Annotated in this window: 18 protein-coding genes and 1 pseudogene; 18 read left to right on the top strand and 1 reads right to left on the bottom strand. The window is 61.7% G+C overall.

The window, feature by feature from the left end:
• Nucleotides 1–66: 66 nt before the first annotated feature.
• Nucleotides 67–1431, bottom strand: coding sequence for a formimidoylglutamate deiminase (locus AC19YY_RS10765; protein ID WP_170042370.1), 1365 nt, complete (start codon nucleotides 1429–1431; stop codon nucleotides 67–69).
• A gap of 147 nt (nucleotides 1432–1578) precedes the next feature.
• On the opposite strand from AC19YY_RS10765, the gene hutC reads away from it, so the two are divergent.
• From hutC to AC19YY_RS10675, 18 genes and pseudogenes are all read left to right on the top strand, one after another.
• Entirely contained in the window at nucleotides 1579–2289 is a 711-nt protein-coding gene (hutC, locus tag AC19YY_RS10760; RefSeq protein ID WP_262381098.1) for a histidine utilization transcriptional repressor HutC, read from the top strand.
• Entirely contained in the window at nucleotides 2286–2846 is a 561-nt protein-coding gene (locus tag AC19YY_RS10755) for a HutD/Ves family protein (protein WP_169955659.1), read from the top strand. The genes hutC and AC19YY_RS10755 overlap by 4 nt, the downstream gene beginning before the upstream one ends.
• 392 nt (nucleotides 2847–3238) lie before the next feature.
• Nucleotides 3239–4924 (top strand): urocanate hydratase, encoded by a 1686-nt coding sequence (gene hutU, locus AC19YY_RS10750; protein ID WP_170042371.1) that lies wholly within the window; start codon nucleotides 3239–3241, stop codon nucleotides 4922–4924.
• Nucleotides 4925–5099: 175 nt separating this feature from the next.
• The gene (locus tag AC19YY_RS10745; protein WP_169955661.1) at nucleotides 5100–6569 is read left to right on the top strand and encodes a purine-cytosine permease family protein; all 1470 of its coding nucleotides are present in this window, start codon (nucleotides 5100–5102) and stop codon (nucleotides 6567–6569) included.
• Between the two features lie 68 nt (nucleotides 6570–6637).
• On the top strand, nucleotides 6638–7606 hold the full coding sequence (locus tag AC19YY_RS10740; protein ID WP_169955662.1) for an ABC transporter substrate-binding protein: 969 nt from the start codon (nucleotides 6638–6640) through the stop codon (nucleotides 7604–7606).
• A 72-nt stretch (nucleotides 7607–7678) separates the two neighbouring features.
• Nucleotides 7679–8530 (top strand): ABC transporter permease, encoded by an 852-nt coding sequence (locus tag AC19YY_RS10735; RefSeq protein WP_076961686.1) that lies wholly within the window; start codon nucleotides 7679–7681, stop codon nucleotides 8528–8530.
• The gene (locus AC19YY_RS10730) at nucleotides 8527–9351 is read left to right on the top strand and encodes a quaternary amine ABC transporter ATP-binding protein (RefSeq protein WP_500604158.1); all 825 of its coding nucleotides are present in this window, start codon (nucleotides 8527–8529) and stop codon (nucleotides 9349–9351) included. The genes AC19YY_RS10735 and AC19YY_RS10730 overlap by 4 nt, the downstream gene beginning before the upstream one ends.
• A gap of 135 nt (nucleotides 9352–9486) precedes the next feature.
• On the top strand, nucleotides 9487–11010 hold the full coding sequence (locus AC19YY_RS10725; RefSeq protein WP_170058143.1) for an HAL/PAL/TAL family ammonia-lyase: 1524 nt from the start codon (nucleotides 9487–9489) through the stop codon (nucleotides 11008–11010).
• Between the two features lie 19 nt (nucleotides 11011–11029).
• The gene (gene hutH, locus AC19YY_RS10720) at nucleotides 11030–12568 is read left to right on the top strand and encodes a histidine ammonia-lyase (RefSeq protein WP_500604157.1); all 1539 of its coding nucleotides are present in this window, start codon (nucleotides 11030–11032) and stop codon (nucleotides 12566–12568) included.
• Between the two features lie 110 nt (nucleotides 12569–12678).
• Nucleotides 12679–14088, top strand: coding sequence for an amino acid permease (locus tag AC19YY_RS10715; protein ID WP_169955666.1), 1410 nt, complete (start codon nucleotides 12679–12681; stop codon nucleotides 14086–14088).
• A gap of 15 nt (nucleotides 14089–14103) precedes the next feature.
• A complete protein-coding gene (gene hutI, locus AC19YY_RS10710) occupies nucleotides 14104–15309 on the top strand; it encodes an imidazolonepropionase (protein WP_500604156.1) in 1206 nt (401 codons plus the stop codon).
• 29 nt (nucleotides 15310–15338) lie between these two features.
• On the top strand, nucleotides 15339–16139 hold the full coding sequence (hutG, locus tag AC19YY_RS10705) for an N-formylglutamate deformylase (protein ID WP_172312500.1): 801 nt from the start codon (nucleotides 15339–15341) through the stop codon (nucleotides 16137–16139).
• A 255-nt stretch (nucleotides 16140–16394) separates the two neighbouring features.
• On the top strand, nucleotides 16395–17366 hold the full coding sequence (gene pip / locus AC19YY_RS10700; RefSeq protein ID WP_169955669.1) for a prolyl aminopeptidase: 972 nt from the start codon (nucleotides 16395–16397) through the stop codon (nucleotides 17364–17366).
• Nucleotides 17363–17800 carry a D-aminoacyl-tRNA deacylase gene (gene dtd, locus AC19YY_RS10695; protein ID WP_169955670.1) on the top strand — a complete coding sequence of 146 codons (438 nt, stop codon included), beginning with the start codon at nucleotides 17363–17365 and terminating at the stop codon, nucleotides 17798–17800. Before pip ends, dtd begins: the two co-directional genes overlap by 4 nt.
• 267 nt (nucleotides 17801–18067) lie before the next feature.
• A complete protein-coding gene (locus tag AC19YY_RS10690) occupies nucleotides 18068–19804 on the top strand; it encodes a glucan biosynthesis protein G (RefSeq protein WP_346266880.1) in 1737 nt (578 codons plus the stop codon).
• Nucleotides 19797–22441: pseudogene (gene mdoH / locus AC19YY_RS10685) on the top strand (glucans biosynthesis glucosyltransferase MdoH). Before AC19YY_RS10690 ends, mdoH begins: the two are co-directional and overlap by 8 nt.
• Nucleotides 22442–22596: 155 nt before the next feature.
• Entirely contained in the window at nucleotides 22597–23394 is a 798-nt protein-coding gene (locus AC19YY_RS10680; protein WP_169955673.1) for a transporter substrate-binding domain-containing protein, read from the top strand.
• Between the two features lie 222 nt (nucleotides 23395–23616).
• Nucleotides 23617–24414 (top strand): transporter substrate-binding domain-containing protein, encoded by a 798-nt coding sequence (locus AC19YY_RS10675; protein WP_032862246.1) that lies wholly within the window; start codon nucleotides 23617–23619, stop codon nucleotides 24412–24414.
• The last annotated feature ends 74 nt before the right edge of the window (nucleotides 24415–24488 follow it).

Below are 24488 nucleotides of genomic sequence, written 5' to 3'. Positions count from 1 at the left end.
TGACGATTTCGACTGACACACGGCTATCGCGGGCAAGCCCGCTCCCACAGGGGTTATGTGTTGTTCTTAAGACAGTAGGTCTCTGAGGACTTGCGTGAAGGCCCGGCTGCTCTCTTCCTCGCCCGCATGATGCCCATCGCGCACCACCCACTGGCCGTTGACCAGCACATCGCGCACCTGCCGATCCCCTCCGGCAAACAACCAGCGATTAAGAATGCCATCCTCATGGGCCGTCGCCAGGTACGGATCATTGCCATCGAGCACCAGCCAGTCCGCACGCTTGCCGACTTCCAGGCGGCCAATCGGTTGCCCAAGCGCCTGCGCGCCGCCGTCCAGGGCTGCGTCATACAGGGTGCGGCCGACCATCGGTTGATCGCTGCGATACAGCCGGTTGCGCCGCTGGTCGCGCAGGCGCTGGCCGTATTCCAGCCAGCGCAGTTCTTCGACCACGCTCAAGGACACATGGCTGTCCGACCCAATCCCCATGCGCCCACCCTGGGCCAGGAAGTCCACCGCCGGGAAGATCCCGTCGCCCAGGTTGGCCTCGGTGGTCAGGCACAACCCGGCGATCGCCCGGCTGTTGGCCATCAATGTCACTTCGTCGGGGTTGGCGTGGGTGGCGTGCACCAGGCACCAGCGCTGGTCGACGTGCACATTGTCATACAGCCATTGCAGTGGGCGCTTGCCGCTCCAGGCCAGGCAGTCATCGACTTCCTTTTGCTGCTCGGCGATGTGGATGTGCACCGGGCAGGCCTGGTCGCTGGCGGCCAGCACTGCGCTGATCTGTTGCGGCGTTACCGCGCGCAATGAGTGGAAACACAGGCCCAGTTGCTGGGCCGGTTGTGCCGCCAGGATCGGTTGCAGGCGCGCTTGCAGCTCCAGATAGTTATCGGTGCTGTTGATAAAGCGGCGTTGGCCGTCGTTCGGCGCCTGGCCGCCAAAGCCCGAGTGGCTGTAGAGCACTGGCAGCAAGGTCAGGCCGATCCCGCTGCTGGCCGCGGCCAGGCTGATCTGGCGCGACAGTTCGGTGGGGTCGCTGTAGGGCTGGCCGCTGATATCGTGGTGCACATAGTGGAACTCGGCGACCGAGGTGTAGCCAGCCTTGAGCATCTCGATATACAGCTGGCGCGCGATGACCTGCAATTGCTCGGGGCTGATCTGGCCGACCATGCGGTACATCAGGTCGCGCCAGGTCCAGAAACTGTCATTGGGGTTGCCGGCGACTTCCGCTAGCCCCGCCATGGCCCGTTGAAACGCATGGGAGTGCAGGTTCGGCATGCCCGGCAACACAGGGCCTCTCAGTCGTTCGGCGCCGTCTGCGCTGGCATTGGCCGTCACGTTGGTCAGCAGGCCATCGGCGCTGACTTCAAGGCGTACATCAGTGGCCCATCCATTAGGCAGCAGCGCGCGTTCGGCAAAGAAAGCGGACATGATCAAGGCACCCCGGTCGTGTGTTTATTTGTATATACATATACAGACGTTTGCCTGCTCGGTAAACTCCGGCAATCTATGCATCTTTTCCTCCTGCAAGGATTCCCCGTGCCGACTCCGCCCGCCAAGTCCCCGCTGGCTGCCCACATGGACGAAAGTCCGGCGCCCTTGTATGCCCGCGTCAAGCAGATGATCAGCCAGCAGATTCTCAACGGCAACTGGCCGCCGCACTATCGTGTGCCGTCGGAAAGCGAGTTGGTCAACCAGTTGGGCTTCAGCCGCATGACCATCAACCGCGCCCTGCGGGAGCTGACCGCCGAAGGTCTGCTGGTGCGCATGCAAGGCGTCGGCACCTTCGTTGCCGAGCCCAAGAGCCAGTCGGCGCTGTTCGAGGTGCATAACATCGCCGATGAGATCGCCTCCCGCGGCCATCGCCACACCTGCAAGGTGATTACCCTGGGCGAGGAGGCTGCTGGTTCCGAGCGCGCCGTGGCCCTGGAAATGCGTGAAGGCGGGCGGGTGTTCCACTCGCTGATCGTGCACTACGAAAACGATATCCCGGTGCAAATCGAAGACCGTTTCGTCAACGCCCTGGTCGCCCCCCAGTACCTGCAACAGGATTTCACCCAGCAAACCCCCTACGCCTATCTCAACCAGGTGGCGCCGCTGACCGAGGGTGAGCATGTGGTGGAAGCGATCCTGGCCGACCCACAGGAATGCAAGCTGCTGCAGATCGAGGCGGGCGAGCCGTGCCTGCTGATTCGCCGGCGCACCTGGTCCGGGCGCCAGCCGGTGACCGCTGCGCGGCTGATCCACCCAGGTTCGCGGCATAGCCTCGAAGGACGCTTCAGCAAATGAGTGCAGTCAAGGTCTGGCGCGCCGCCGATTACGTACGCATGCCGTGGAAAAACGGCGGTGGCAGCACCGAAGAAATCACCCGTGATGCAGGCTTGGGCCTCGACGGTTTTGGCTGGCGCCTGTCGATTGCCGACATCGGCGAGTCGGGTGGTTTTTCCACGTTTGCCGGGTATCAGCGGATCATCACCGTGATCCAGGGTGCCGGCATGGTGCTGACGGTGGACGGCGAAGAGCAGCGCGGCCTGCTGCCTCTGCAGCCGTTTGCCTTCAAGGGTGAAAGCCAGGTGGCGTGCCGCCTGATCACCGGGCCGATTCGCGACTTCAACCTGATCTATTCGCCCCAGCGTTACCACGCACGTTTGCAATGGGTGGACGGAGTGCAGCAGTTTTTCAGTACCGCTCACACCGTGCTGGTGTTCAGTGTGGCCGATGAGGTGAAGGTGCTGGGCGAAGTGCTGGGCCATCATGATTGTTTGCAGGTGGACGGTAACAGTGACTTGCTGGATATCAGCGTGACAGGTCGCTGCTGCCTGATCGAACTGACCGCACGCGATTAAACATGTGGCAGCTGGCTTGCCTGCGATTGCGGTGTGTCAGACAAATGGCTATCGCAGGCAGTCCAGCTCCCACATGGGTTATGTATAGGCTGCACAATCTGTTTCCAGCCCCGCACCAAGTTGTTACCGAATGCCCCAGCATGGCGCAATACCCTGCTTTTGTAACAACTCCCCAACTGTCCAAACCAATGCTTTAAGAAATTTCATCAAGCCCCCAAGCCTTGATTTCAGAGGCCTGCACGCCCACCCCAAAAAAATCTTAAGCTCTCCCTCATCAAGTTGGCCGCTCGATTGCATATGCTTGTATGTACAAGTAAAGGTGTGTGCATAAGAGTCGCTAAACATCCTCTTCGCACCATCGTGTTCGCGCATCGATTGCTGAGGAGTTTTTTGTGACTGACTTTTCCCAGAACAAGCCTACCAAGTACCGCGACGTTGAAATCCGCGCCGCCCGTGGCAACACGCTCACCGCCAAAAGCTGGCTGACTGAAGCGCCGCTGCGCATGCTGATGAACAACCTCGACCCGCAAGTGGCCGAGAACCCTAAAGAGTTGGTGGTGTACGGCGGTATCGGCCGTGCGGCGCGTAACTGGGAGTGCTACGACCAGATCGTCGAAAGCCTGACCAACCTGAACGACGACGAAACCCTGCTGGTGCAATCGGGCAAGCCGGTCGGCGTGTTCAAGACCCACAGCAATGCCCCGCGTGTGTTGATCGCCAACTCCAACCTGGTGCCGCACTGGGCCAGTTGGGAGCATTTCAACGAACTGGATGCCAAGGGCCTGGCCATGTACGGCCAGATGACCGCCGGCAGCTGGATCTACATCGGCAGCCAGGGCATCGTTCAGGGCACCTACGAAACCTTCGTCGAGGCCGGTCGCCAGCATTACGATTCAAACCTCAAGGGCCGTTGGGTGCTCACTGCCGGCCTCGGCGGCATGGGCGGCGCCCAGCCTCTGGCCGCGACCCTGGCCGGCGCGTGCTCGCTGAACATTGAATGCCAGCAGGTCAGTATCGATTTCCGCTTGAACAGCCGTTATGTCGACGAACAAGCCCGCGACCTCGACGACGCCCTGGCGCGCATCGCCAAGTACACCAAGGAAGGCAAGGCCATCTCCATCGCCCTGCTGGGCAACGCTGCCGAAATCCTCCCGGAACTGGTCAAGCGCGGCGTGCGCCCGGACATGGTCACTGACCAGACCAGCGCCCACGACCCACTCAATGGCTACCTGCCCGCCGGTTGGACCTGGGACCAATACCGCGCCCGCGCCAAGACCGAACCGGCCGCCGTGATCAAGGCCGCCAAGCAGTCGATGGCCGTACACGTCAAGGCGATGCTGGACTTCCAGAAAATGGGCGTGCCGACCTTCGACTACGGCAACAACATCCGTCAGATGGCGCAGGAAGAAGGCGTGGAAAACGCATTCGACTTCCCAGGCTTTGTACCGGCCTACATCCGCCCGCTGTTCTGCCGTGGCATCGGCCCGTTCCGCTGGGCGGCACTGTCGGGCGACCCGCAGGACATCTACAAAACCGACGCCAAGGTCAAAGAACTGATCCCCGACGACGCCCACCTGCACAACTGGCTGGACATGGCCCGCGAGCGCATCAGCTTCCAGGGCCTGCCGGCGCGCATCTGCTGGGTTGGCCTGGGCCAGCGCGCCAAGCTCGGCCTGGCATTCAACGAAATGGTGCGCAGCGGCGAACTGTCGGCACCGGTGGTGATCGGCCGTGACCACCTGGACTCCGGCTCGGTATCAAGCCCCAACCGCGAAACCGAATCCATGCAGGACGGTTCCGACGCCGTGTCCGACTGGCCACTGCTCAACGCCTTGCTCAACACCGCCAGCGGCGCGACCTGGGTTTCGCTGCACCACGGTGGTGGCGTGGGCATGGGCTTCTCCCAGCACTCCGGCATGGTCATCGTCTGCGACGGTACCGACGAAGCCGCCGAGCGCATTGCCCGCGTGCTGCACAACGACCCGGCCACCGGGGTGATGCGTCATGCCGATGCGGGTTACCAGATCGCTATCGATTGCGCCAAGGAGCAGGGCCTGAACCTGCCAATGATCAAGTAACGCCTGGCTCGGTTCCTGTGGGAGCTGGCTTGCCTGCGATGCGGGCGACTGGGTCTGTCAGGCAGATCACAGTGATGCAATCGCAGGCAAGCCAGCTCCCACATTTGACCTGCTGTGTATTTGAAACATGTTTGAGCCGCACCACCGAAAACAATCCATTAGAGGTTGAATACCCATGGCTGCAAAAGACGCGCGTGCAAGCTCCACCCCGTTGATCGAAAGGCGTTCGATCGACTACATCCCGGAAGCGGAAAGACACGGTCGTCTATTGAGCCAGTTCACCCTGTGGATGGGTGCCAACCTGCAAATCACCGCGATTGTCACCGGGGCCCTGGCCGTGGTGCTGGGCGGGGATGTGTTCTGGTCGTTGATCGGTCTGTTGGTCGGTCAACTGCTGGGCGGCGGCGTGATGGCGTTGCATGCGGCGCAAGGGCCCAGGCTTGGCCTGCCGCAGATGATTTCCAGCCGGGTGCAGTTCGGTGTGTATGGCGCAGCCATCCCGATTGTGCTGGTGTGCTTGATGTACCTCGGTTTCACCGCCACCGGGACCGTGCTGTCCGGCCAGGCGCTGGGCCAGTTGTTTGGGGTCAGCGACAGCGTTGGCATTCTGATTTTCGCCAGTGTCATCGTGCTGGTCACGGTGCTCGGTTACCGGGTGATCCATTTCATCGGTCGTGTCGCCAGCGTCATTGGCGTGATTGCCTTTGTGTACCTGTTCAGCCGTCTGATGAGCCAGACCGACGTTGGCGCACTCCTGCAAATCCGTCACTTCAGCTGGAGCAGCTTCCTACTCGCGGTATCGCTCGCGGCCTCCTGGCAGATCGCCTTCGGGCCCTATGTGGCGGACTATTCCCGCTACCTGCCGCGCAACACGTCCTCGGTGAAAACCTTCCTGGCCGCAGGCGCCGGCTCGGTCATTGGCGCACAGGTGGCGATGATTCTCGGTGTGTTTGCCGCTGCGATGTCCAACGGCAAATTTGCCGGTAACGAAGTGGCCTACATCGTGGGCCTGGGCGGCACGGGGGCTACGGCGGCACTGCTGTATTTCAGCATCGCGTTCGGCAAAGTCACCATTTCCACGCTGAACTCCTACGGCAGCTTCATGTGCATTGCGACCATCGTCAGCGGTTTTCGCGGGCGCATGGAGGTGTCGCGCATGCAGCGCCTGGTTTTCGTGCTGGCCATCGTCGGCGCGGCGACGTTGATCGCGTTGCTCGGCCAGCACTCGTTCCTCAGTGCGTTCAAGTCCTTCATCCTGTTTTTGCTGGCGTTCTTTACGCCCTGGAGCGCGATCAACCTGGTGGACTACTACTGCATCACCCGCGATCGCTATGACGTGCCGGCGCTGGCCGATCCAAATGGTCGCTACGGCCGCTGGAACCCGCTGGGGATCAGCGTCTATGTGTTCGGGGTGCTGGTGCAGTTGCCGTTCATCGCCACCAAGTTCTACACCGGTCCCCTGGTGGCCAGCCTGGGGGGTGTGGATATTTCCTGGATCATCGGCCTGGTACTGCCCGCCGCCCTGTATTACCTGTGTGCGAAAAAATGGCACGGTGCGATTCCTGAGCGGCTGATCCTGCCGGTAGAGCAGGGCGCTGCACCCCAAGTTACCCCTAAAAACAACGGGCTGAGTGCACAAGCCTGATGGGACGTGGACAAGGCAGGATGCCTTTTGACTGCCGTAATCCATTTCATGATTGGGAGCGTCACATAATGAGAATGCATAAGACCCTGCTGACCCCATTGCTCGCCGCCGGCCTGCTGGCCAGCGCTGGCGCCACCCAGGCGGCCGGCTGGTGCGAGTCGGGCAAGCCGGTGAAGTTCGCCGGCCTGAACTGGGAAAGCGGCATGTTGCTGACTGACGTCCTGCAAGTGGTCCTGGAAAAAGGCTACGACTGTAAAACCGATAGCCTGCCGGGCAATTCCATCACCATGGAAAACGCCCTGGGCAGTAACGATATCCAGATCTTCGCCGAAGAGTGGGTTGGCCGCAGTGAAGTGTGGAAAAAGGCCGAGAAGGCCGGCAAGGTCGTGGGTGTCGGTGCGCCCGTGGTCGGCGCGGTTGAAGGCTGGTACGTGCCGCGCTACGTGATCGAAGGCGACGCCAAGCGCAAGCTCGAAGCCAAGGCCCCGGACCTGAAAAGCATCGCCGACCTGGCCAAGTATTCCGCAGTGTTCAAGGACCAGGAAGAGCCCGCCAAAGGCCGCTTCTACAACTGCCCGGCCGGCTGGACCTGCGAGCTGGACAACAGCGAAATGCTCAAGAGCTACGGCCTGGAAAATTCCTACACCAACTTCCGCCCAGGCACCGGCCCGGCGCTGGATGCAGCGGTGCTGTCGAGCTACAAGCGTGGCGAACCGATCCTGTTCTACTACTGGTCGCCGACGCCACTGATGGGCCAGGTGGACCTGGTCAAGCTCGACGAAAAACCCGGCGTGGATAAAAGCGTGACCATCAAGGTCGGCCTGTCCAAAACGTTCCACGAGCAGGCCCCGGAACTGGTGGCGGTGCTGGAGAAGGTCAACCTGCCGATCGACCTGCTCAACCAGAACCTGGCGCGCATGAGCAAAGAGCGGATTGATTCGTCGAAGCTGGCGAAGATTTTCCTCAAGGAGCATCCAGAGGTCTGGCACGCCTGGGTCAGTGAAGACGCAGCCAAGAAAATAGACGCGGCCTTGTAGGCACAGTGCTCCCGGCTACCCTGAACAGGCAGCCGGACACCCGGCCACACTCCACTGGATCGAGAGCACGTTATGTTTCCTGAGAGTTTTACGTTTTCCATCGCCGACTGGGTCAACGGTTGGGTCGATGGGTTGGTGACCAACTACGGCGATGTGTTCCGGCAGATTTCCGACACCTTGCTGTGGGCCATCGTCAACCTGGAAGGCCTGCTGCGCGCGGCGCCCTGGTGGCTGATGCTGGCGATAGTCGGCGGCGTTGCCTGGCACGCCACCCGCAAGGTGCTGACCACGGCGGTGATCGTCGGCCTGTTGTTCCTGGTGGGCGCGGTCGGCCTGTGGGACAAGCTGATGCAAACCCTGGCGCTGATGATGGTGGCCACGGTGATCTCAGTGCTGATCGGCATTCCCCTGGGCATCCTCTCGGCGCGCAGCAATCGCCTGCGCTCGGTGCTGATGCCGCTGCTGGATATCATGCAGACCATGCCCAGCTTCGTGTACCTGATCCCGGTATTGATGCTGTTTGGCCTGGGCAAGGTGCCGGCGATTTTCGCCACGGTGATCTACGCCGCGCCGCCATTGATTCGCCTGACCGACCTGGGCATTCGCCAGGTGGATCGGGAAGTGATGGAAGCCATCAATGCCTTTGGCGCCAACCGCTGGCAGCAGCTGTTTGGCGTGCAACTGCCGCTGGCCCTGCCGAGCATCATGGCCGGGATCAACCAGACCACCATGATGGCCCTGTCGATGGTGGTGATCGCCTCGATGATCGGCGCCCGTGGTTTGGGTGAAGACGTACTGGTGGGCATCCAGACCCTTAACGTCGGGCGCGGCCTGGAGGCTGGCCTGGCGATTGTGATTCTCGCAGTGGTCATCGACCGCATTACCCAGGCCTATGGTCGTCCACGGCATGAGGCGAGCAAATGACTACTGTCAGCAAGATCGAAGTTAAAAACGTATTCAAGATTTTCGGCGCCCGTGACAAGGAAGCCCTGGCGCTGATTGGCCAGGGCCAGACCAAGGACCAGGTGCTGGCGCAGACCGGTTGCGTGGTGGGGGTCAATGACCTGTCCCTGAGCATCGGCACCGGCGAGATCTTTGTGATCATGGGCCTGTCGGGTTCCGGCAAGTCCACCCTGGTGCGCCACTTCAACCGCCTGATCGACCCCACCAGCGGCGCGATCCTGGTGGACGGCGAAGACATTCTGCAACTGGATATGGACGCCTTGCGCCAGTTCCGTCGGCACAAGATCAGCATGGTGTTCCAGAGCTTCGGCCTGCTGCCGCACAAGAGCGTGCTGGACAACGTGGCCTATGGCCTGAAAGTGCGCGGCGAAACCAAGCAAGTGTGCGCCGAGCGTGCCTTGCACTGGATCGCAACCGTGGGTTTGAAGGGGTATGAAAACAAATACCCGCACCAGTTGTCAGGCGGCATGCGCCAACGGGTGGGCCTGGCCCGGGCCCTGGCGGCTGACACCGACATCATCCTGATGGACGAAGCGTTCAGTGCCCTCGACCCGCTGATCCGCGCCGAGATGCAGGACCAGTTGCTGGAACTGCAAAAGACCCTGCACAAGACCATCGTGTTTATCACCCACGACCTGGACGAGGCCGTGCGCATCGGCAATCGCATCGCGATCCTCAAGGACGGCAAGCTGATTCAGGTCGGCACGCCGCGGGAGATCTTGCATTCGCCGGCCGATGAGTACGTGGATCGGTTTGTTCAGCGGCGGGCGGCGGTGGTCTGAACCGAGCCTTGTGGTGAATTGGCCGGCCTCATCGCGAGCAAGCCCGCTCCCACAGGGGAACGCATTCCAAATGTGGGAGCGGGCTTGCTCGCGAAGAGGCCGGCAAGGCCGCAAAAATTTGAAGAAGGTATGAAGATGTCCCAGGCTAAAAAAATCGTCATCGCCGACACCCCCCTGCACTGGCAGGACGTGGTCGCCGTCGCGCGCTTCGGCGCCGAGCTTGCGCTGTCGGGCCAGGCCTGGGCGCGCATCGACAATGCCCAGTCCATCGTGCAACGCATCGTCACCGGCGGCGAGCGCGCCTATGGTGTCAACACCGGTCTGGGCGCGTTGTGCAATGTGTCGCTCAAGGGCGAGCAACTGAGCCAGCTGTCGCGCAATACCTTGCTCAGCCACGCCTGCGGTGTCGGTGCGCCGCTTACCGATGAGCAGACTCGCGCCATCATCTGCGCCGCTGTCCTCAACTACAGCCAGGGCAAGTCCGGCCTGCATCCGCAGGTGGTGCATTCGTTGCTGGCGCTGCTCAACCATGGCATTACCCCGCAGGTGCCGTCCCAGGGTTCGGTGGGCTACCTGACCCATATGGCCCATATCGGTATTGCCTTGCTGGGTGTAGGAAATGTCAGCTATCGCGGCCAGATCGTTACCGCCCAGGCCGCCTTGGCCGCCGAAGGCCTGCAGCCGGTGGTGCTCGGCGCCAAGGACGGCCTGTGCCTGGTCAATGGCACGCCGTGCATGAGTGGCCTGAGCTGCCTGGCCCTGGCCGATGCCCACCATTTGCTGCAATGGGCCGATGTGATCGGCGCTATGAGCTTTGAAGCGCAGCGCGGGCAGATCGATGCGTTCGACGAGCAGATCATCGCCCTCAAGCCACACCCTGGCATGCAGCAGGTCGGCAGCAACCTGCGGGCTTTGCTCGCGGGCAGCGAGGTGATTGCCGCCAGCCGGGGCATCCGTACCCAGGACGCACTGAGCATCCGTTCGATCCCCCAGGTCCATGGCGCCGCCCGCGATCAGCTGGAACACGCCACCCGCCAGATTGAAACCGAACTCAACGGCGCCACCGACAACCCGTTACTGCTCGGCACGCCAGACAACTACCGCGTGGTGTCCCAGGCCAACCCCCACGGGCAGTCCGTGGCACTGGCGGCGGATATGCTGGCCATCGCCATGGCCGAGATCGGTTCCATCGCCGAGCGCCGCCTGGACCGCCTGATCAATCCTCACGTCAGCGGCTTGCCGGCGTTCCTGGTGAGCAACCCGGGGGTCAACTCGGGGATGATGATCGTGCAGTACGTCGCCGCTTCCCTCTGTGGGCAGAATCGTCAACTGGCGCAGCCGGCGGTGCTCGACAATTTCGTCACCTCGGGCCTGCAGGAAGACCACCTGAGCATGGGCACCAACGCTGCGCTCAAGCTGCATTCGGTGCTGGCAAACGTCACCCAGATCCTCGCCATCGAATACCTGCTGGCGGCCCAGGCCTTTGAGTTCCTCAAGCACCAAGGCTTCGGCGCCGGCACCCACGCGGCTTGGCGCCTGCTGCGCGAGCACGTCCCGGCCTATGAGCAGGACCGCTGGTTGGCACCGGATATCGCGACCACCGCAAAGCTGCTCAACACCCCTGATTTGCTGAACCACGTTTTACCGAATTTGCACTGAACCCTATTTCAAAAGGAGCATGAATGTGACTGCGCTAAATCTGATTCCAGGCCAACTGACCCTTGCCCAACTGCGGGCCATCTACCAGCAGCCGGTAACCCTCAGCCTGGATGACAGCGCCTCGGCGCAGATCGAAGCCAGTGTGGCCTGTGTCGAGCAGATTCTCGCCGAGAACCGCACCGCCTATGGCATCAACACCGGTTTCGGCCTGTTGGCCTCGACCCGTATCGCCAGCGAAGACCTGGAAAACCTCCAGCGTTCCCTGGTGTTGTCCCACGCGGCCGGCGTTGGCGAGCCGATCAGCGATGCGCTGGTGCGTTTGGTGATGGTGCTCAAGGTCAACAGCCTGAGCCGGGGTTTTTCCGGGATTCGCCGCCAGGTAATCGATGCGCTGATCGCCCTGATCAACGCCGAGGTCTACCCGCATATCCCGCTCAAGGGCTCGGTCGGTGCTTCCGGTGACTTGGCGCCGCTGGCCCATATGTCCCTGGTGCTGCTGGGCGAAGGCAAGGCCCGTTACAAAGGCGAGTGGCTGGAGGCGACCGAAGCGCTGAAAGTCGCCGGCCTTGCGCCCCTGACCCTGGCCGCCAAGGAAGGCCTGGCGCTGCTCAACGGCACCCAGGTCTCCACCACTTACGCTTTGCGCGGTTTGTTTGAAGGCGAAGACCTGTTCGCCGCCGCTATCGCCTGTGGCGGCCTGACCGTGGAAGCGGTGCTGGGCTCGCGCTCGCCGTTCGACGCGCGCATTCATGCGGCCCGTGGCCAGCGTGGGCAGATTGACTCGGCCGCCGCTTATCGCGACTTGCTCGGCGACAGCAGCCAGGTGTCCCAGTCCCACCAGAACTGCGACAAGGTGCAAGACCCGTACTCCCTGCGTTGCCAGCCGCAAGTCATGGGCGCCTGCCTGACCCAGTTCCGCCAGGCGGCAGAGGTGTTGGTGGTCGAAGCCAACGCCGTATCCGATAACCCGCTGGTGTTCGCCGCCGAAGGCGATGTGATTTCCGGCGGTAACTTCCACGCCGAACCGGTGGCGATGGCCGCCGACAACATGGCCCTGGCCATCGCTGAAATCGGCTCCCTGAGCGAGCGCCGCATCTCGCTGATGATGGACAAGCACATGTCGCAATTGCCGCCGTTCCTGGTGGGCAATGGCGGGGTCAACTCCGGCTTCATGATCGCCCAGGTGACGGCGGCGGCGTTGGCCAGCGAGAACAAGGCGTTGTCCCATCCCCATAGCGTCGACAGCCTGCCGACGTCGGCCAACCAGGAGGACCACGTGTCGATGGCGCCGGCTGCCGGCAAGCGCCTGTGGGAAATGGCCGAAAACACCCGTGGGGTTCTCGCAGTGGAATGGCTGGCCGCCTGCCAGGGCCTGGACCTGCGCGATGGCCTGAAAACCTCACCCAAGCTGGAAAAGGCCCGTGGGATCCTGCGCGCCAAAGTGGGCTTCTACGACAAGGACCGCTTCTTCGCCCCGGACATCAACGCTGCCAGCGAGCTGTTGGCCAGCCGCTGCCTGAACGAATTGGTGCCGGCCAAGCTGCTGCCAAGTCTCTAAGCACCACCCCGATCCCGTGTGGGAGCTGTCTCGCCAAGGCTCGACAGCTCCCCCAGGTGATCGCCCATAGGTTCGGATTCTCTCTGGATAACAATAATTAGGGACGAGAAATGCACCAGCAAGCACAAGGTCTCAAACGCGGGCTGACCGCCCGCCATATTCGCTTCATGGCACTGGGGTCGGCGATCGGCACCGGGCTGTTCTACGGCTCCGCCTCGGCCATCCAGATGGCTGGCCCGGCGGTGTTGCTGGCCTACCTGATCGGTGGCGCTGCCGTGTTCATGGTGATGCGCGCCCTCGGGGAAATGGCCGTGCACAATCCGGTGTCCGGCTCGTTCGGCCAATACGCCAGCACTTACCTGGGCCCGATGGCCGGTTTTATTCTCGGCTGGACCTACGCCTTCGAGATGATCATCGTCTGCCTGGCAGACGTCACCGCCTTTGGCATCTACATGGGCTTCTGGTTTCCCGAAGTCGCACGCTGGGTCTGGGTGCTCGGCATCGTCCTGCTGATCGGCGGGCTGAACCTGTGCAACGTCAAGGTATTTGGCGAAATGGAGTTCTGGCTGTCACTGCTCAAGGTCGGCGCGATTGTCGCAATGATCCTCGGCGGGTTCGGCATCATGCTGTTCGGCGTGCATTCGGCCGGCGAAGCCCCGGCCACCGGGTTGAGCAACCTCTGGGCCCATGGTGGCTTCATGCCCAATGGCGTGGGCGGGCTGATCGCCTCGTTTGCGGTGGTGATGTTTGCCTTTGGCGGCATCGAAATCATCGGCATCACCGCCGGTGAAGCCAAGGACCCGCAGCGGGTGATCCCCAAGGCGATCAACGCGGTGCCGCTGCGCATCCTGCTGTTCTACGTGCTGACCCTGTTTGTGCTGATGGCCATCTACCCATGGCCGCAGATCGGCAGCCAGGGCAGCCCATTCGTGCAGATCTTCAGCAACCTGGGGATTGGCTCGGCGGCGACCATCCTCAATATCGTGGTGATCTCGGCGGCCGTCTCGGCCATCAACAGTGACATCTTCGGCGCAGGCCGCATGATGTACGGCCTGGCCCAGCAAGGGCAGGCGCCCAAGGGCTTTGCGCAACTGTCGCGCCACGGTGTGCCATGGATGACCGTGGTGGTGATGGGCGCGGCGCTGCTGGGCGGTGTGGTGTTGAACTACCTGATCCCGGAAAACGTGTTCCTGGTGATTGCCTCGATTGCCACCTTCGCTACCGTGTGGGTATGGCTGATGATCCTGGTCACGCAGGTGGCAATGCGCCGCTCGATGACCCGGGAGCAGATCGCCGAACTGAAATTCCCGGTACCGTTCTGGCCCTATGCGCCGGCGGCGGCCATTGTGTTCATGCTGTTTATTTTTGGCGTGCTGGGCTACTTCCCGGACACCCAGGCCGCGCTGCTGGTAGGCGCCGTATGGATAGTGTTGCTGGTCCTCGCCTACCTGCTGTGGGTCAAGCCCGCAGCCGGGCAAGCGGCCAAGGTCAATTACGACCCGGCTTTGTCTCACCGATAACTTAGGGAGGCGTTGATGAAAACGCTTTGGCAACACTGCCACATCGCAACCATGGCCCGGGGCGAGTACTCGATCATCGAGGATGGCGCCATGGTCACGGCCGGTTCGCTGATCGAGTGGATCGGCCCCCGTGCCGAGCTACCGCCTGGCGACTACGCGCAGACCCATGACTTGCAAGGGGCGTGGGTCACGCCGGGGCTGATCGACTGCCATACCCACACGGTATTTGGCGGCAACCGCAGCGGCGAATTCGAGCAGCGCCTGCAAGGCGTGAGCTACGCCGAGATCGCGGCGGCCGGCGGCGGTATCGCCAGCACCGTGCGCGCCACGCGTGCGGCGAGCGAAGACGAGCTGTTCGACAGCAGCCGCAAGCGCCTGCGCAGTTTGCTGCGTGACGGCGTGACCACGGTAGAGATCAAGTCCGGCTACGGCCTGGACCTGGCCAACGAGCGCAAGATGCTGCGAGTGGCCCGGCGCCTGGGGCAGGAGTTGCCGGTCAGCGTACGCGCCACGTGCCTGGCGGCCCATGCCTTGCCGCCGGAGTACAAGGATCGCGCCGACGACTACATCGAACACATCTGCAACGAGATGCTGCCGGCCCTGGCGGCAGAAGGGTTGGTGGATGCGGTGGATGCGTTCTGTGAATACCTGGCGTTTTCCACCGAGCAGGTAGAGCGCGTGTTCAAAGTCGCGCAGCGCTTGGGCTTGCCGGTAAAACTGCATGCCGAGCAACTGTCGTCGCTGCACGGCTCCAGCCTGGCGGCGCGGTATCAGGCGCTGTCGGCGGACCACCTGGAGTTCATGACCGAAGAAGACGCCATCGCCATGGCCGCCTCCGGCACTGTCGCCGTGCTATTGCCGGGGGCGTTCTATTTCCTGCGTGAAACCCAGTTGCCGCCGATGGATGCCTTGCGCAAGCACGGGGTGAAGATCGCGATTGCCAGCGACCTCAACCCCGGCACTTCACCGGCCCTGTCATTACGGCTGATGTTGAACATGGCCTGCACCCTGTTTCGTATGACCCCGGAAGAAGCCCTGGCCGGCGCCACCCGACATGCCGCCACGGCACTGGGCATGGGCGACACCCACGGCTCGCTGGAAGTGGGCAAGGTCGCGGATTTTGTCGCCTGGCAGATCGATCGCCCCGCCGACCTGGCCTACTGGCTGGGCGGCGAGCTGGATAAACGCGTCGTGCGCCATGGCGTCGACGTCGATGTGTAAGGCTGCCTTTGTGAGTAAGGAGTACTGCTGTGGATAAGGTTCTGAACTTCAAACAAGGCCGTGTGCCGCTGCTGATCAGCATGCCTCATGCCGGCCTGCATCTGACGCCTGCGGTTGCAGCGGGCCTGATCCCCGAGGCGCAAAGCCTGCCGGATACCGACTGGCATATCCCCACGCTGTACGACTTTGCCCAGGAACTGGGGGCCAGCACCCTGGCGGCCGAGTATTCGCGGTTTGTCATCGACCTGAACCGGCCGTCTGACGATAAGCCGTTGTATGTCGGCGCGACCACCGGCCTGTTTCCCGCGACGCTGTTTGATGGCGTGCCGTTGTTTATCGAAGGCAAGGAGCCGTCGAAGGCGGAGCGGGCGACCTACCTGGAGCAGATCTGGACGCCTTATCACCAGACCCTGCAACAGGAACTGGCACGGCTCAAGGCTGAATTTGGCTACGCGTTGCTGTTCGACGCCCACTCGATCCGCTCGGTGATCCCCCACCTGTTCGACGGCAAGTTGCCGGACTTCAACCTCGGCACCTTCAATGGCGCCGCCTGCGACCCCGAGTTGGCCAGCCAGCTGCAAGCCATCTGTGCGGCGCATCCGCAGTACAGCCATGTGCTGAACGGGCGCTTCAAGGGCGGGCATATCACCCGGCACTACGGCAACCCGGCGCAGGATATTCATGCGGTGCAGCTGGAGTTGGGGCAGTGCACGTATATGGAGGAGTTTGAGCCGTTCAGGTATCGGCAGGATCTGGCCGAACCGACGCGGGTGGTGTTGAGGCAGTTGCTGCAAGGGCTATTGGCCTGGGGCCAGAAGCACTACACCTGAGGCAACGAAGATCAAACGGTGGGAGCGGGCTTGCGCGCGACGGCGGTCTGTCAGTTCACGAATATGTCGACTGATACGCCGCTATCGCGAGCAAGTCCGCTCCCACACGTGGTTGCGTGAACCTTCCTGGCTGATCGCTGACCCAGGTCCAGGCCTTCAAGGACATGCTCATTGCACAATTCGGGTTTATGATGCCAGACGGCAAAATAATAGACGTCCCCCCAGGGATGGAACCGACCCCTTACGGAGTGCGCAATGCAGACTTTGTACCCGCAGATCAAACCCTACGCCCGGCACGATCTGGCCGTCGATGAAACCCACACGCTGTATGTCGACGAAAGTGGTTCCCCGCAAGGTTTGCCCGTGGTCTTCATCCACGGTGGCCCCGGCGCCGGTTGTGATGCCAACAGCCGCTGCTATTTCGATCCCAACCTGTACCGCATCGTCACCTTTGACCAGCGTGGTTGCGGGCGCTCCACGCCACGGGCCAACCTGGAAAACAACACCACCTGGGATCTGGTCGCTGACCTTGAGCGCATTCGCGAGCACTTGGGCATCGAAAAGTGGGTGCTGTTCGGCGGCTCCTGGGGCTCGACCCTGGCCCTGGCCTATGCGCAAACCCATCCCGAGCGCGTGCATGGCCTGATCGTGCGCGGCATCTTCCTGGCCCGCCCCCAGGATATCCAGTGGTTCTACCAGGCCGGCGCGAGCCGCCTGTTCCCGGATTACTGGCAGGACTACATCGCGCCCATCCCGCTGGAAGAGCGCGACGACATGATCAGCGCCTATCACAAGCGCCTCACCGGCAACGACCAGATCGCCCAGATGCATGCCGCCAAGGCCTGGTCCACCTGGGAAGGCCGCATGCTGGGCCTGTGCCCCAGCCCGCAGTTGATCGAACGCTTCTCCGAGCCTCAACGCGCCTTGTCGATTGCGCGTATCGAGTGCCACTACTTCACCAACAACTCGTTCCTGGAGCCCAACCAGCTGATTCGCGACATGCACAAGATCGCCCATCTGCCGGGCATCATCGTCCATGGCCGCTACGATATGATCTGCCCGCTGGATAATGCCTGGGAGCTGCACCAAGCCTGGCCCAACAGCGAGCTGCAGGTGATCCGCGAGGCGGGCCACGCAGCGTCCGAGCCGGGCATCACCGATGCATTGGTGCGTGCCGCGAGCCAGATGGCACGGCGTCTGCTTGATCTGCCCCCTGAAGAAGCATGAAGGGCCTTTTGCAGCGGGTGCGTGGCGCCCGGGTCGAAGTGGCAGGGCAAGTGGTGGGCGCGATAGACCAGGGTTTGCTGGTACTGGTGGCCGTCGAGCCTTCAGATACAGCGGCCAGTGCCGACAAGCTGTTGCATAAGCTGCTTAACTATCGGGTGTTCAGTGACGACGAGGGCAAGATGAACCTGTCGTTGAAGGACGTTGGCGGCGGTTTGCTGCTGGTGTCGCAGTTCACGCTGGCGGCCGATACCAAGAGCGGCCTGCGGCCCAGCTTCTCCACAGCGGCGCCTCCGGAAGTGGGCGAGGCACTTTTCGAGCACTTGTTGCTACAAGCGCAACAATTGCATGGCACTGTGGCGTCGGGGCGTTTTGGCGCGGATATGCAGGTGCATTTGGTCAATGACGGGCCGGTCACCTTCCTTTTACAGACCTGATTGTATGAAAAACGACTTTTAATGCGCAAAAACGCAAGTTTTCGCTACAAATACTTCGCTGCCCCTGCTGCGTTATCTCACCGGCTACTAGATAATCGCGCGCTACGGGGATCAGCGTAAATTGATCCATTTTTGACTTAGGTAGAGACTTGTCCGCTCGCCCGTGGGGAATCATTTAGCCCCATCGGAGTCGGAACAATGCTCGCCAACCTGGCATATAGATAGCTGGCCGTTGGTTTTTTGATCTGTTTTCGGCGAGGGTTGCTCGTGATTGTTAGTCCCTGTAATGCACCAAAATTGTCTGCCAAACGGTTACGAAACGCACTGGTGACGGGCTCTGCCCTGTTTTGCCTGTTCGGCGCGGGTCAACTGTGGGCATTCAGTCTGGACGATGTGTCGGCCAAGGCAAAAGAGCTGGCCGGGCAGAAATACGAAGCCCCGCGCAGCAATCTGCCGAACGAATTCCGCGAAATGAAGTTCGCTGACTACCAGAAAATTCGTTTCCGCAATGAAAAAGCCGAGTGGGCCGATCAGAAAACCCCGTTCAAGTTGTCCTTCTATCACCAGGGCATGCACTTCGACACGCCGGTGAAGATCAACGAAATCACCGCGACCGACGTCCAGGAAATCAAGTACGACCCGACTCGTTTCGATTTCGGCGACGTCAAGTTTGATCCAAAAGCCACCGACCAGCTGGGTTATGCCGGCTTTCGCGTGCTGTACCCGATCAACAAGGACGACAAGCAAGACGAAATCATGACCATGCTCGGCGCCAGCTATTTCCGCGTCGTGGGCAAGGACCAGGTCTACGGCCTGTCCGCCCGTGGCATGGCGATTGATACCGCGCTGCCGTCCGGCGAAGAGTTCCCGCGGTTCACCGAATTCTGGATCGAGCGTCCAAAACCGGGTGACAAGCACCTGGTGATCTTTGCCCTGTTGGACTCGCCACGGGCCACCGGCGCCTATCGCCTGATCCTGCGCCCGGGCACCGACACCATTGTCGACGTCAAGTCGCAGATGTTCCTGCGCGACAAGGTCAGCAAGCTGGGCGTTGCCCCGTTGACCAGCATGTTCCTGTTCGGCGCCAACCAGCCGTCCAAAGTGCTCAACTACCGTCGCGAACTGCACGACTCCAGCGGTCTGTCGATCCATGCCGGCAACGGCGAGTGGATCTGGCGCCCGCTGAACAACCCAAAACACCTGTCGGTCAGCAACTTCTCGGTAGAAAACCCGCGTGGTTTCGGCCTGTTGCAGCGTGGTCGCAACTTCAGCCAGTACGAAGACCTCGACGACAACTACGACAAGCGCCCAAGCGCCTGGATCGAGCCTGAAGGCGACTGGGGCAAGGGCTCCGTCGATTTGGTAGAGATCCCGACCGCCGATGAGACCAACGACAACATCGTTGCCTTCTGGAGCCCGGCCGAACTGCCCAAGCCCGGCGAGCCGCTGGATATCGCCTACCGCCTGCACTGGACTCTCAACGACGCACCGTTCCACTCGCCGGACAGTGCCTGGGTCAAGCAGACCCTGCGTTCTACTGGTGATGTGAAACAGTCCAACCTGATCCGCCAGCCAGACGGCAGCGTGGCCTATCTGGTGGACTTCGAGGGCCCGTCCCTCAAGGCCCTGAAGCCAGATGCGGCAGTGCGCAGCCAGGTCAGCGTCGGTGAAAACGGCGAAGTCGTGGAAAACAGCGTGCGCTACAACCCGCACACCAAAGGCTGGCGCCTGACCCTGCGCTTGAAGATCAAGGATGCAGGCAAACCGACCGAAATGCGTGCGGCCCTGGTCCAGGACATCGTCAAGCCTGAGCCAGAGCAGGCTTCCACCCAAGTCCTGAAGGCTGACAAAGTCCTGGCCAAGCAACACGAGAAACACGCCAAGAAAGACGCCAAGGACAAGCAAGACAAGCAGCCAGAAGCTGCCCCAGCCACCCCGGAGCCAGTCAAGACAGAACAAGTCCTGACCGAAACCTGGAGCAATCAGTTGCCTGCCGATGAGTAACTCCCAAGTCCAGCCAGAGACTCTTGCCGAGTACCTGGCGCATCTTCCGATGACCGACGAGCAGCGCGCCGAACTGGCGGGCTGCAAGTCCTTCTCCGAACTGCACGAGCGCCTGTCGTCGTCGACCTTTGACACCCCGGTGGACGCGGCGCAGGCCTCGGTTGGCCGAAGGCTGACCCTCAACACGGCCGAGGAGCTAGAGGAAGCCGAAATGCTGGTGCTCGACGCCAGCGGTCGGGTTTGCCTCAAGGCCACGCCGCCGATCCGGCGTACCAAAGTGGTGCCCGAGCCTTGGCGCACCAATATCCTGGTGCGTGGCTGGCGCCGGCTGACCGGCCGTAGCAACCCGCCTGCGCCGCCCAAAGACGAGCGCGTGCTGCCGGCTGCGCGCTGGCGCACGGTCGGTTCGATTCGCCGCTATATCCTGCTGGTGCTGATGCTCGGCCAGACGATCGTGGCCGGCTGGTACATGAAAGGCATCATGCCGTACCAGGGCTGGTCCTTCGTCGACTTTGACGAGGTGCGCAACCAGACCCTGCTGCAAACTGCCACCCAGGTCCTGCCCTACGCCCTGCAAACCAGCATCCTGATCATGTTCGGCATTCTGTTCTGCTGGGTTTCGGCGGGTTTCTGGACTGCGCTGATGGGCTTCCTTGAGTTGCTTACCGGTCACGACAAGTACCGGATCTCCGGGAAAAGCGCCGGCGACGAGCCAATCCCGAAGGAGGCCCGTACCGCGCTGGTCATGCCGATCTGCAACGAAGACGTGCCCCGGGTGTTTGCCGGCCTGCGCGCGACCTTCGAGTCGGTCGCTGCCACTGGCGATCTGGATCGTTTCGACTTCTTCGTGCTCAGCGACAGTAACGACGCCGACATCTGCATCGCCGAACAGCAAGCCTGGCTCGACGTCTGCCGCGAGGCCGGTGGCTTTGGCAAGATTTTCTATCGCCGCCGTCGTCGTCGCGTCAAACGCAAGAGCGGCAACCTTGACGACTTCTGCCGTCGCTGGGGCGGTGACTACAAGTACATGGTGGTCCTCGACGCCGACAGCGTGATGAGCGGCGAATGCCTGACCAGCCTGGTGCGCCTGATGGAAGCCACGCCGGACGCCGGGATCATCCAGACCGCGCCACGTGCCTCGGGCATGGACACCCTGTATGCGCGCATGCAGCAGTTCGCCACCCGCGTCTACGGCCCGCTGTTCACTGCGGGCCTGCACTTCTGGCAGTTGGGCGAATCCCACTACTGGGGCCACAACGCGATCATCCGCATGAAGCCGTTTATCGAGCACTGCGCCCTGGCGCCATTGCCGGGTAAAGGTGCGTTTGCCGGCTCGATTCTTTCCCACGACTTCGTTGAAGCTGCGCTGATGCGCCGTGCCGGCTGGGGCGTGTGGATTGCCTACGACTTGCCGGGCAGCTACGAAGAACTGCCGCCCAACCTGCTGGACGAACTCAAGCGTGACCGTCGCTGGTGCCACGGTAACCTGATGAACTTCCGCCTGTTCCTGGTCAAGGGCATGCACCCGGTACACCGTGCGGTGTTCCTCACTGGCGTGATGTCGTACCTGTCGGCGCCGTTGTGGTTCCTGTTCCTGCTGCTGTCCACGGCCCTGCTGGCGGTCAACACCCTGATGGAGCCGCAGTACTTCATGGCACCGCGCCAGTTGTACCCGCTGTGGCCGCAATGGCATCCGGACAAGGCGGTGGCCCTGTTCTCCACCACCATCGTGCTGCTGTTCCTGCCTAAATTGCTGAGCATCATCCTGATCTGGGCCAAGGGCGCGAAAGAGTTCGGTGGCAAGTTCAAGGTGACCTTGTCGATGCTGCTGGAGATGTTGTTCTCCATGCTGCTGGCGCCGGTACGGATGATTTTCCACACCCGCTTCGTGCTCGCCGCGTTCCTCGGCTGGGCCGCGACCTGGAACTCGCCGCAACGTGACGATGACTCCACGCCATGGAGCGAGGCAGTCAAGCGCCACGGCCCGCAGACCTTGCTGGGCTTCTTCTGGGCGCTGCTGGTGGTGTGGTTGAACCCAAGCTTCCTGTGGTGGCTGGTGCCGATTGTCGGTTCGCTGATGTTGTCGATCCCGGTCTCGGTGATCTCCAGCCGGGTCAAGCTGGGCCTCAAGTCGCGCGACGAAAGCCTGTTCCTGATCCCCGAGGAATACAATCCGCCGCAGGCGCTGCTGTCGACCGACCGCTACACCCACGAAAACCGTTGGCATGCACTGAATGACGGTTTTATCCGGGCAGTGGTCGATCCGCAGCAGAACGCCCTGGCCTGTGCCCTGGCGACCTCCCGCCATGGCCATGCGGAGCCGATTGAGTGGCTGCGCGCCGATCGCGTGCGACATGCCCTGAAAGTCGGCCCCGCGGGTCTGAATAACAACGAGCGCGTGGCTTTGCTCAGCGACCCGGTGGCCCTGGGGCGCCTGCATGAGCAAGTCTGGAGCGAGGGGCATGCCGAATGGCTTGGCGCCTGGCGCGAATCGGTCAAGGCCGACCCGCATGCGCCGTTGCTGCCGCTCAAGCCGCTGTCATCCCAGGCTCAGCCAGCCTGATTCAGACGCCCCCGGGATTCGTCTCGGGGGCGCTTGAAACGCCCTTCCTACAGCGTTTTTCGCTTCTGCCTTAGCCTTCTAACTTCGATACAAAAGACCCTGGTTCAAGGCGTATTGCCGTGCCTGCCAGTGGGTTAGGATCGCCCCCCAAATCTGACTCGACCGCCTGTGGCTTGCGCTAGACCCGCAACGCACGGTACGCGGCTGCTTAATGAAAAAGGGGCTTTTCATGATCAAGGGTTACTGGTCGATACTGCTGGGTATTGTCGCGTTGCTACAGGTACAGATGGCGCACGCGGGCGCCATTGATGAGGCCGTGCGGCGCGGGGTCTTGAAAGTGGGGACCGACCCCAACTACGTGCCCTTTGAAATGACCGACAAGCAGGGGCGTGTCATCGGCTTTGAAGCTGACCTGCTCGAAGAAATGAGCAATGCCCTGGGGGTGGCGCTGGAATGGGTCCCGGTGGCCTATACCGAGCTGATCCCGGGCCTGCTGGGCGGCCGCTTCGACATGATCGGCAGCGGTATGACCGTAACCCAGGAGCGCAACCTCAAGCTCAACTTCAGCGACTCGTTCATCATCGTTGGCCAGACCGTACTGCTGCACCCGCGCCTGGCCGGCAAAGTCAGCAGCATTGAAGACCTGAACGAAGCCGGCTATCGGATTGCTGCCGCAGACGGCACCACCGGCGAAGCGGCGGCGCGGCGCTTCCTGGGGGCTGCGCAACTGCGCAGCTTTGCCACGGCGGAGGAAGGCGTGCGCCAGTTGGTCGACGGGAGGGTTGATGCCTTTATCCATGATGCACCCTATAACCTGATTGCCCTGGCCAAGCCGCAAAACCGCGAACTGCTGGCCCTGGAGCAGCCCTTCACCTACGAACCCCTGGCGTTTGGATTGCCAAAGGGCGATTACGATAGCCTGAACTGGATCAATCACTTCCTTAATCAGATAGCCCAGGACGGCACCTACGATCGGCTGCATGACAAGTGGTTTCGGGACACGGACTGGTTGTCGGAGATCGAATGATGGTCACAACTGCTTACATAACTCCTAGGGGCTTACCCGTCAGGTCAAGCCGTCTAACTGCGCTTTTCTCCGGGGTTTTGTGGGGTTTTTCTGTCATATCCGCCAACAAATCCCGGCTAGACCTTTGTGCCGGTGGGCGAGTGGGTTAGCATCGCTCCCCGAAGAAATAGTGCAGCCCTGTGAAGGCCTGCATCAAAATAAAATGAGTCAGGGGACTTGGTGATGAAAAAGTATCTTTCGATGCTGATGCTCGGCGTTACGGCCCTGCTGGCAGTCAATACGGCCCAGGCCGGTGCGATTGACGAAGCGGTCAAGCGCGGCACCTTGAAAGTCGGCATGGATCCGACCTACATGCCGTTTGAGATGACCAACAAGCGTGGCGAAATCATTGGTTTTGAAGTCGACCTGCTCAAGGCGATGGCCAAGTCCATGGGGGTCAAGCTGGAACTGGTCTCCACCGGTTACGACGGCATCATCCCAGCCTTCCTCACCGGCAAGTTCGACATGATCGGCAGCGGCATGACCCTGACCCAGGAACGCAACCTGCGCCTGAACTTCAGCGAACCCTTCATCGTGGTTGGCCAGACCCTGCTGATCCGCAAGGAACTGGAAGGTACCATCAAGTCCTACAAAGACCTGAATGACGAGAAGTACCGCCTGACCTCCAAACTCGGCACTACGGGTGAGATGGTGGCCAAGAAGCTGATCTCCAAGGCCAAGTACCACGGCTACGACAACGAGCAGGAAGGTGTGCTCGACGTGGTCAACGGCAAGGCCGACGCCTTTGTCTACGACGCGCCGTACAACGTGGTTGCCGAGAAAAAAGTCGGCAATGGCAAGCTGGTGTACCTCGAAGAACCCTTCACCTACGAGCCGCTGGCATTCGGTTTGAAGAAGGGCGACTACGACAGCATCAACTTCATCAATAACTTCCTGCACCAGATCCGCAACGACGGCACCTACGATCGCATCCATGACAAGTGGTTCAAGAGCTCCGAGTGGCTCAAGGACATGGAATAAGCTAGAAACCGCGTCGCGCCCATCGCGGGCAAGCCCGCTCCCACATTTGGAATGTATTCCAGTGTGGGAGCGGG

The organism is Pseudomonas sp. MF09156, assembly GCF_059862305.1.
The sequence above is the reverse complement of the archived record's forward strand: the minus strand, read 5'-3'. Positions and strand labels throughout refer to the sequence as shown.

Coding starts and splice junctions, on each gene's coding strand:
- hutH (WP_500604157.1), top strand. CDS start 11,030: ATGAATGTGACTGCGCTAAATCTGATTCCAGGCCAACTGACCCTTGCC.
- dtd (WP_169955670.1), top strand. CDS start 17,363: ATGAAGGGCCTTTTGCAGCGGGTGCGTGGCGCCCGGGTCGAAGTGGCA.
- AC19YY_RS10755 (WP_169955659.1), top strand. CDS start 2,286: ATGAGTGCAGTCAAGGTCTGGCGCGCCGCCGATTACGTACGCATGCCG.
- AC19YY_RS10675 (WP_032862246.1), top strand. CDS start 23,617: ATGAAAAAGTATCTTTCGATGCTGATGCTCGGCGTTACGGCCCTGCTG.
- hutI (WP_500604156.1), top strand. CDS start 14,104: ATGAAAACGCTTTGGCAACACTGCCACATCGCAACCATGGCCCGGGGC.
- AC19YY_RS10740 (WP_169955662.1), top strand. CDS start 6,638: ATGAGAATGCATAAGACCCTGCTGACCCCATTGCTCGCCGCCGGCCTG.
- AC19YY_RS10715 (WP_169955666.1), top strand. CDS start 12,679: ATGCACCAGCAAGCACAAGGTCTCAAACGCGGGCTGACCGCCCGCCAT.
- pip (WP_169955669.1), top strand. CDS start 16,395: ATGCAGACTTTGTACCCGCAGATCAAACCCTACGCCCGGCACGATCTG.
- hutC (WP_262381098.1), top strand. CDS start 1,579: ATGGACGAAAGTCCGGCGCCCTTGTATGCCCGCGTCAAGCAGATGATC.
- AC19YY_RS10730 (WP_500604158.1), top strand. CDS start 8,527: ATGACTACTGTCAGCAAGATCGAAGTTAAAAACGTATTCAAGATTTTC.
- AC19YY_RS10765 (WP_170042370.1), bottom strand. CDS start 1,431: ATGTCCGCTTTCTTTGCCGAACGCGCGCTGCTGCCTAATGGATGGGCC.
- AC19YY_RS10745 (WP_169955661.1), top strand. CDS start 5,100: ATGGCTGCAAAAGACGCGCGTGCAAGCTCCACCCCGTTGATCGAAAGG.
- AC19YY_RS10725 (WP_170058143.1), top strand. CDS start 9,487: ATGTCCCAGGCTAAAAAAATCGTCATCGCCGACACCCCCCTGCACTGG.
- AC19YY_RS10735 (WP_076961686.1), top strand. CDS start 7,679: ATGTTTCCTGAGAGTTTTACGTTTTCCATCGCCGACTGGGTCAACGGT.
- AC19YY_RS10680 (WP_169955673.1), top strand. CDS start 22,597: ATGATCAAGGGTTACTGGTCGATACTGCTGGGTATTGTCGCGTTGCTA.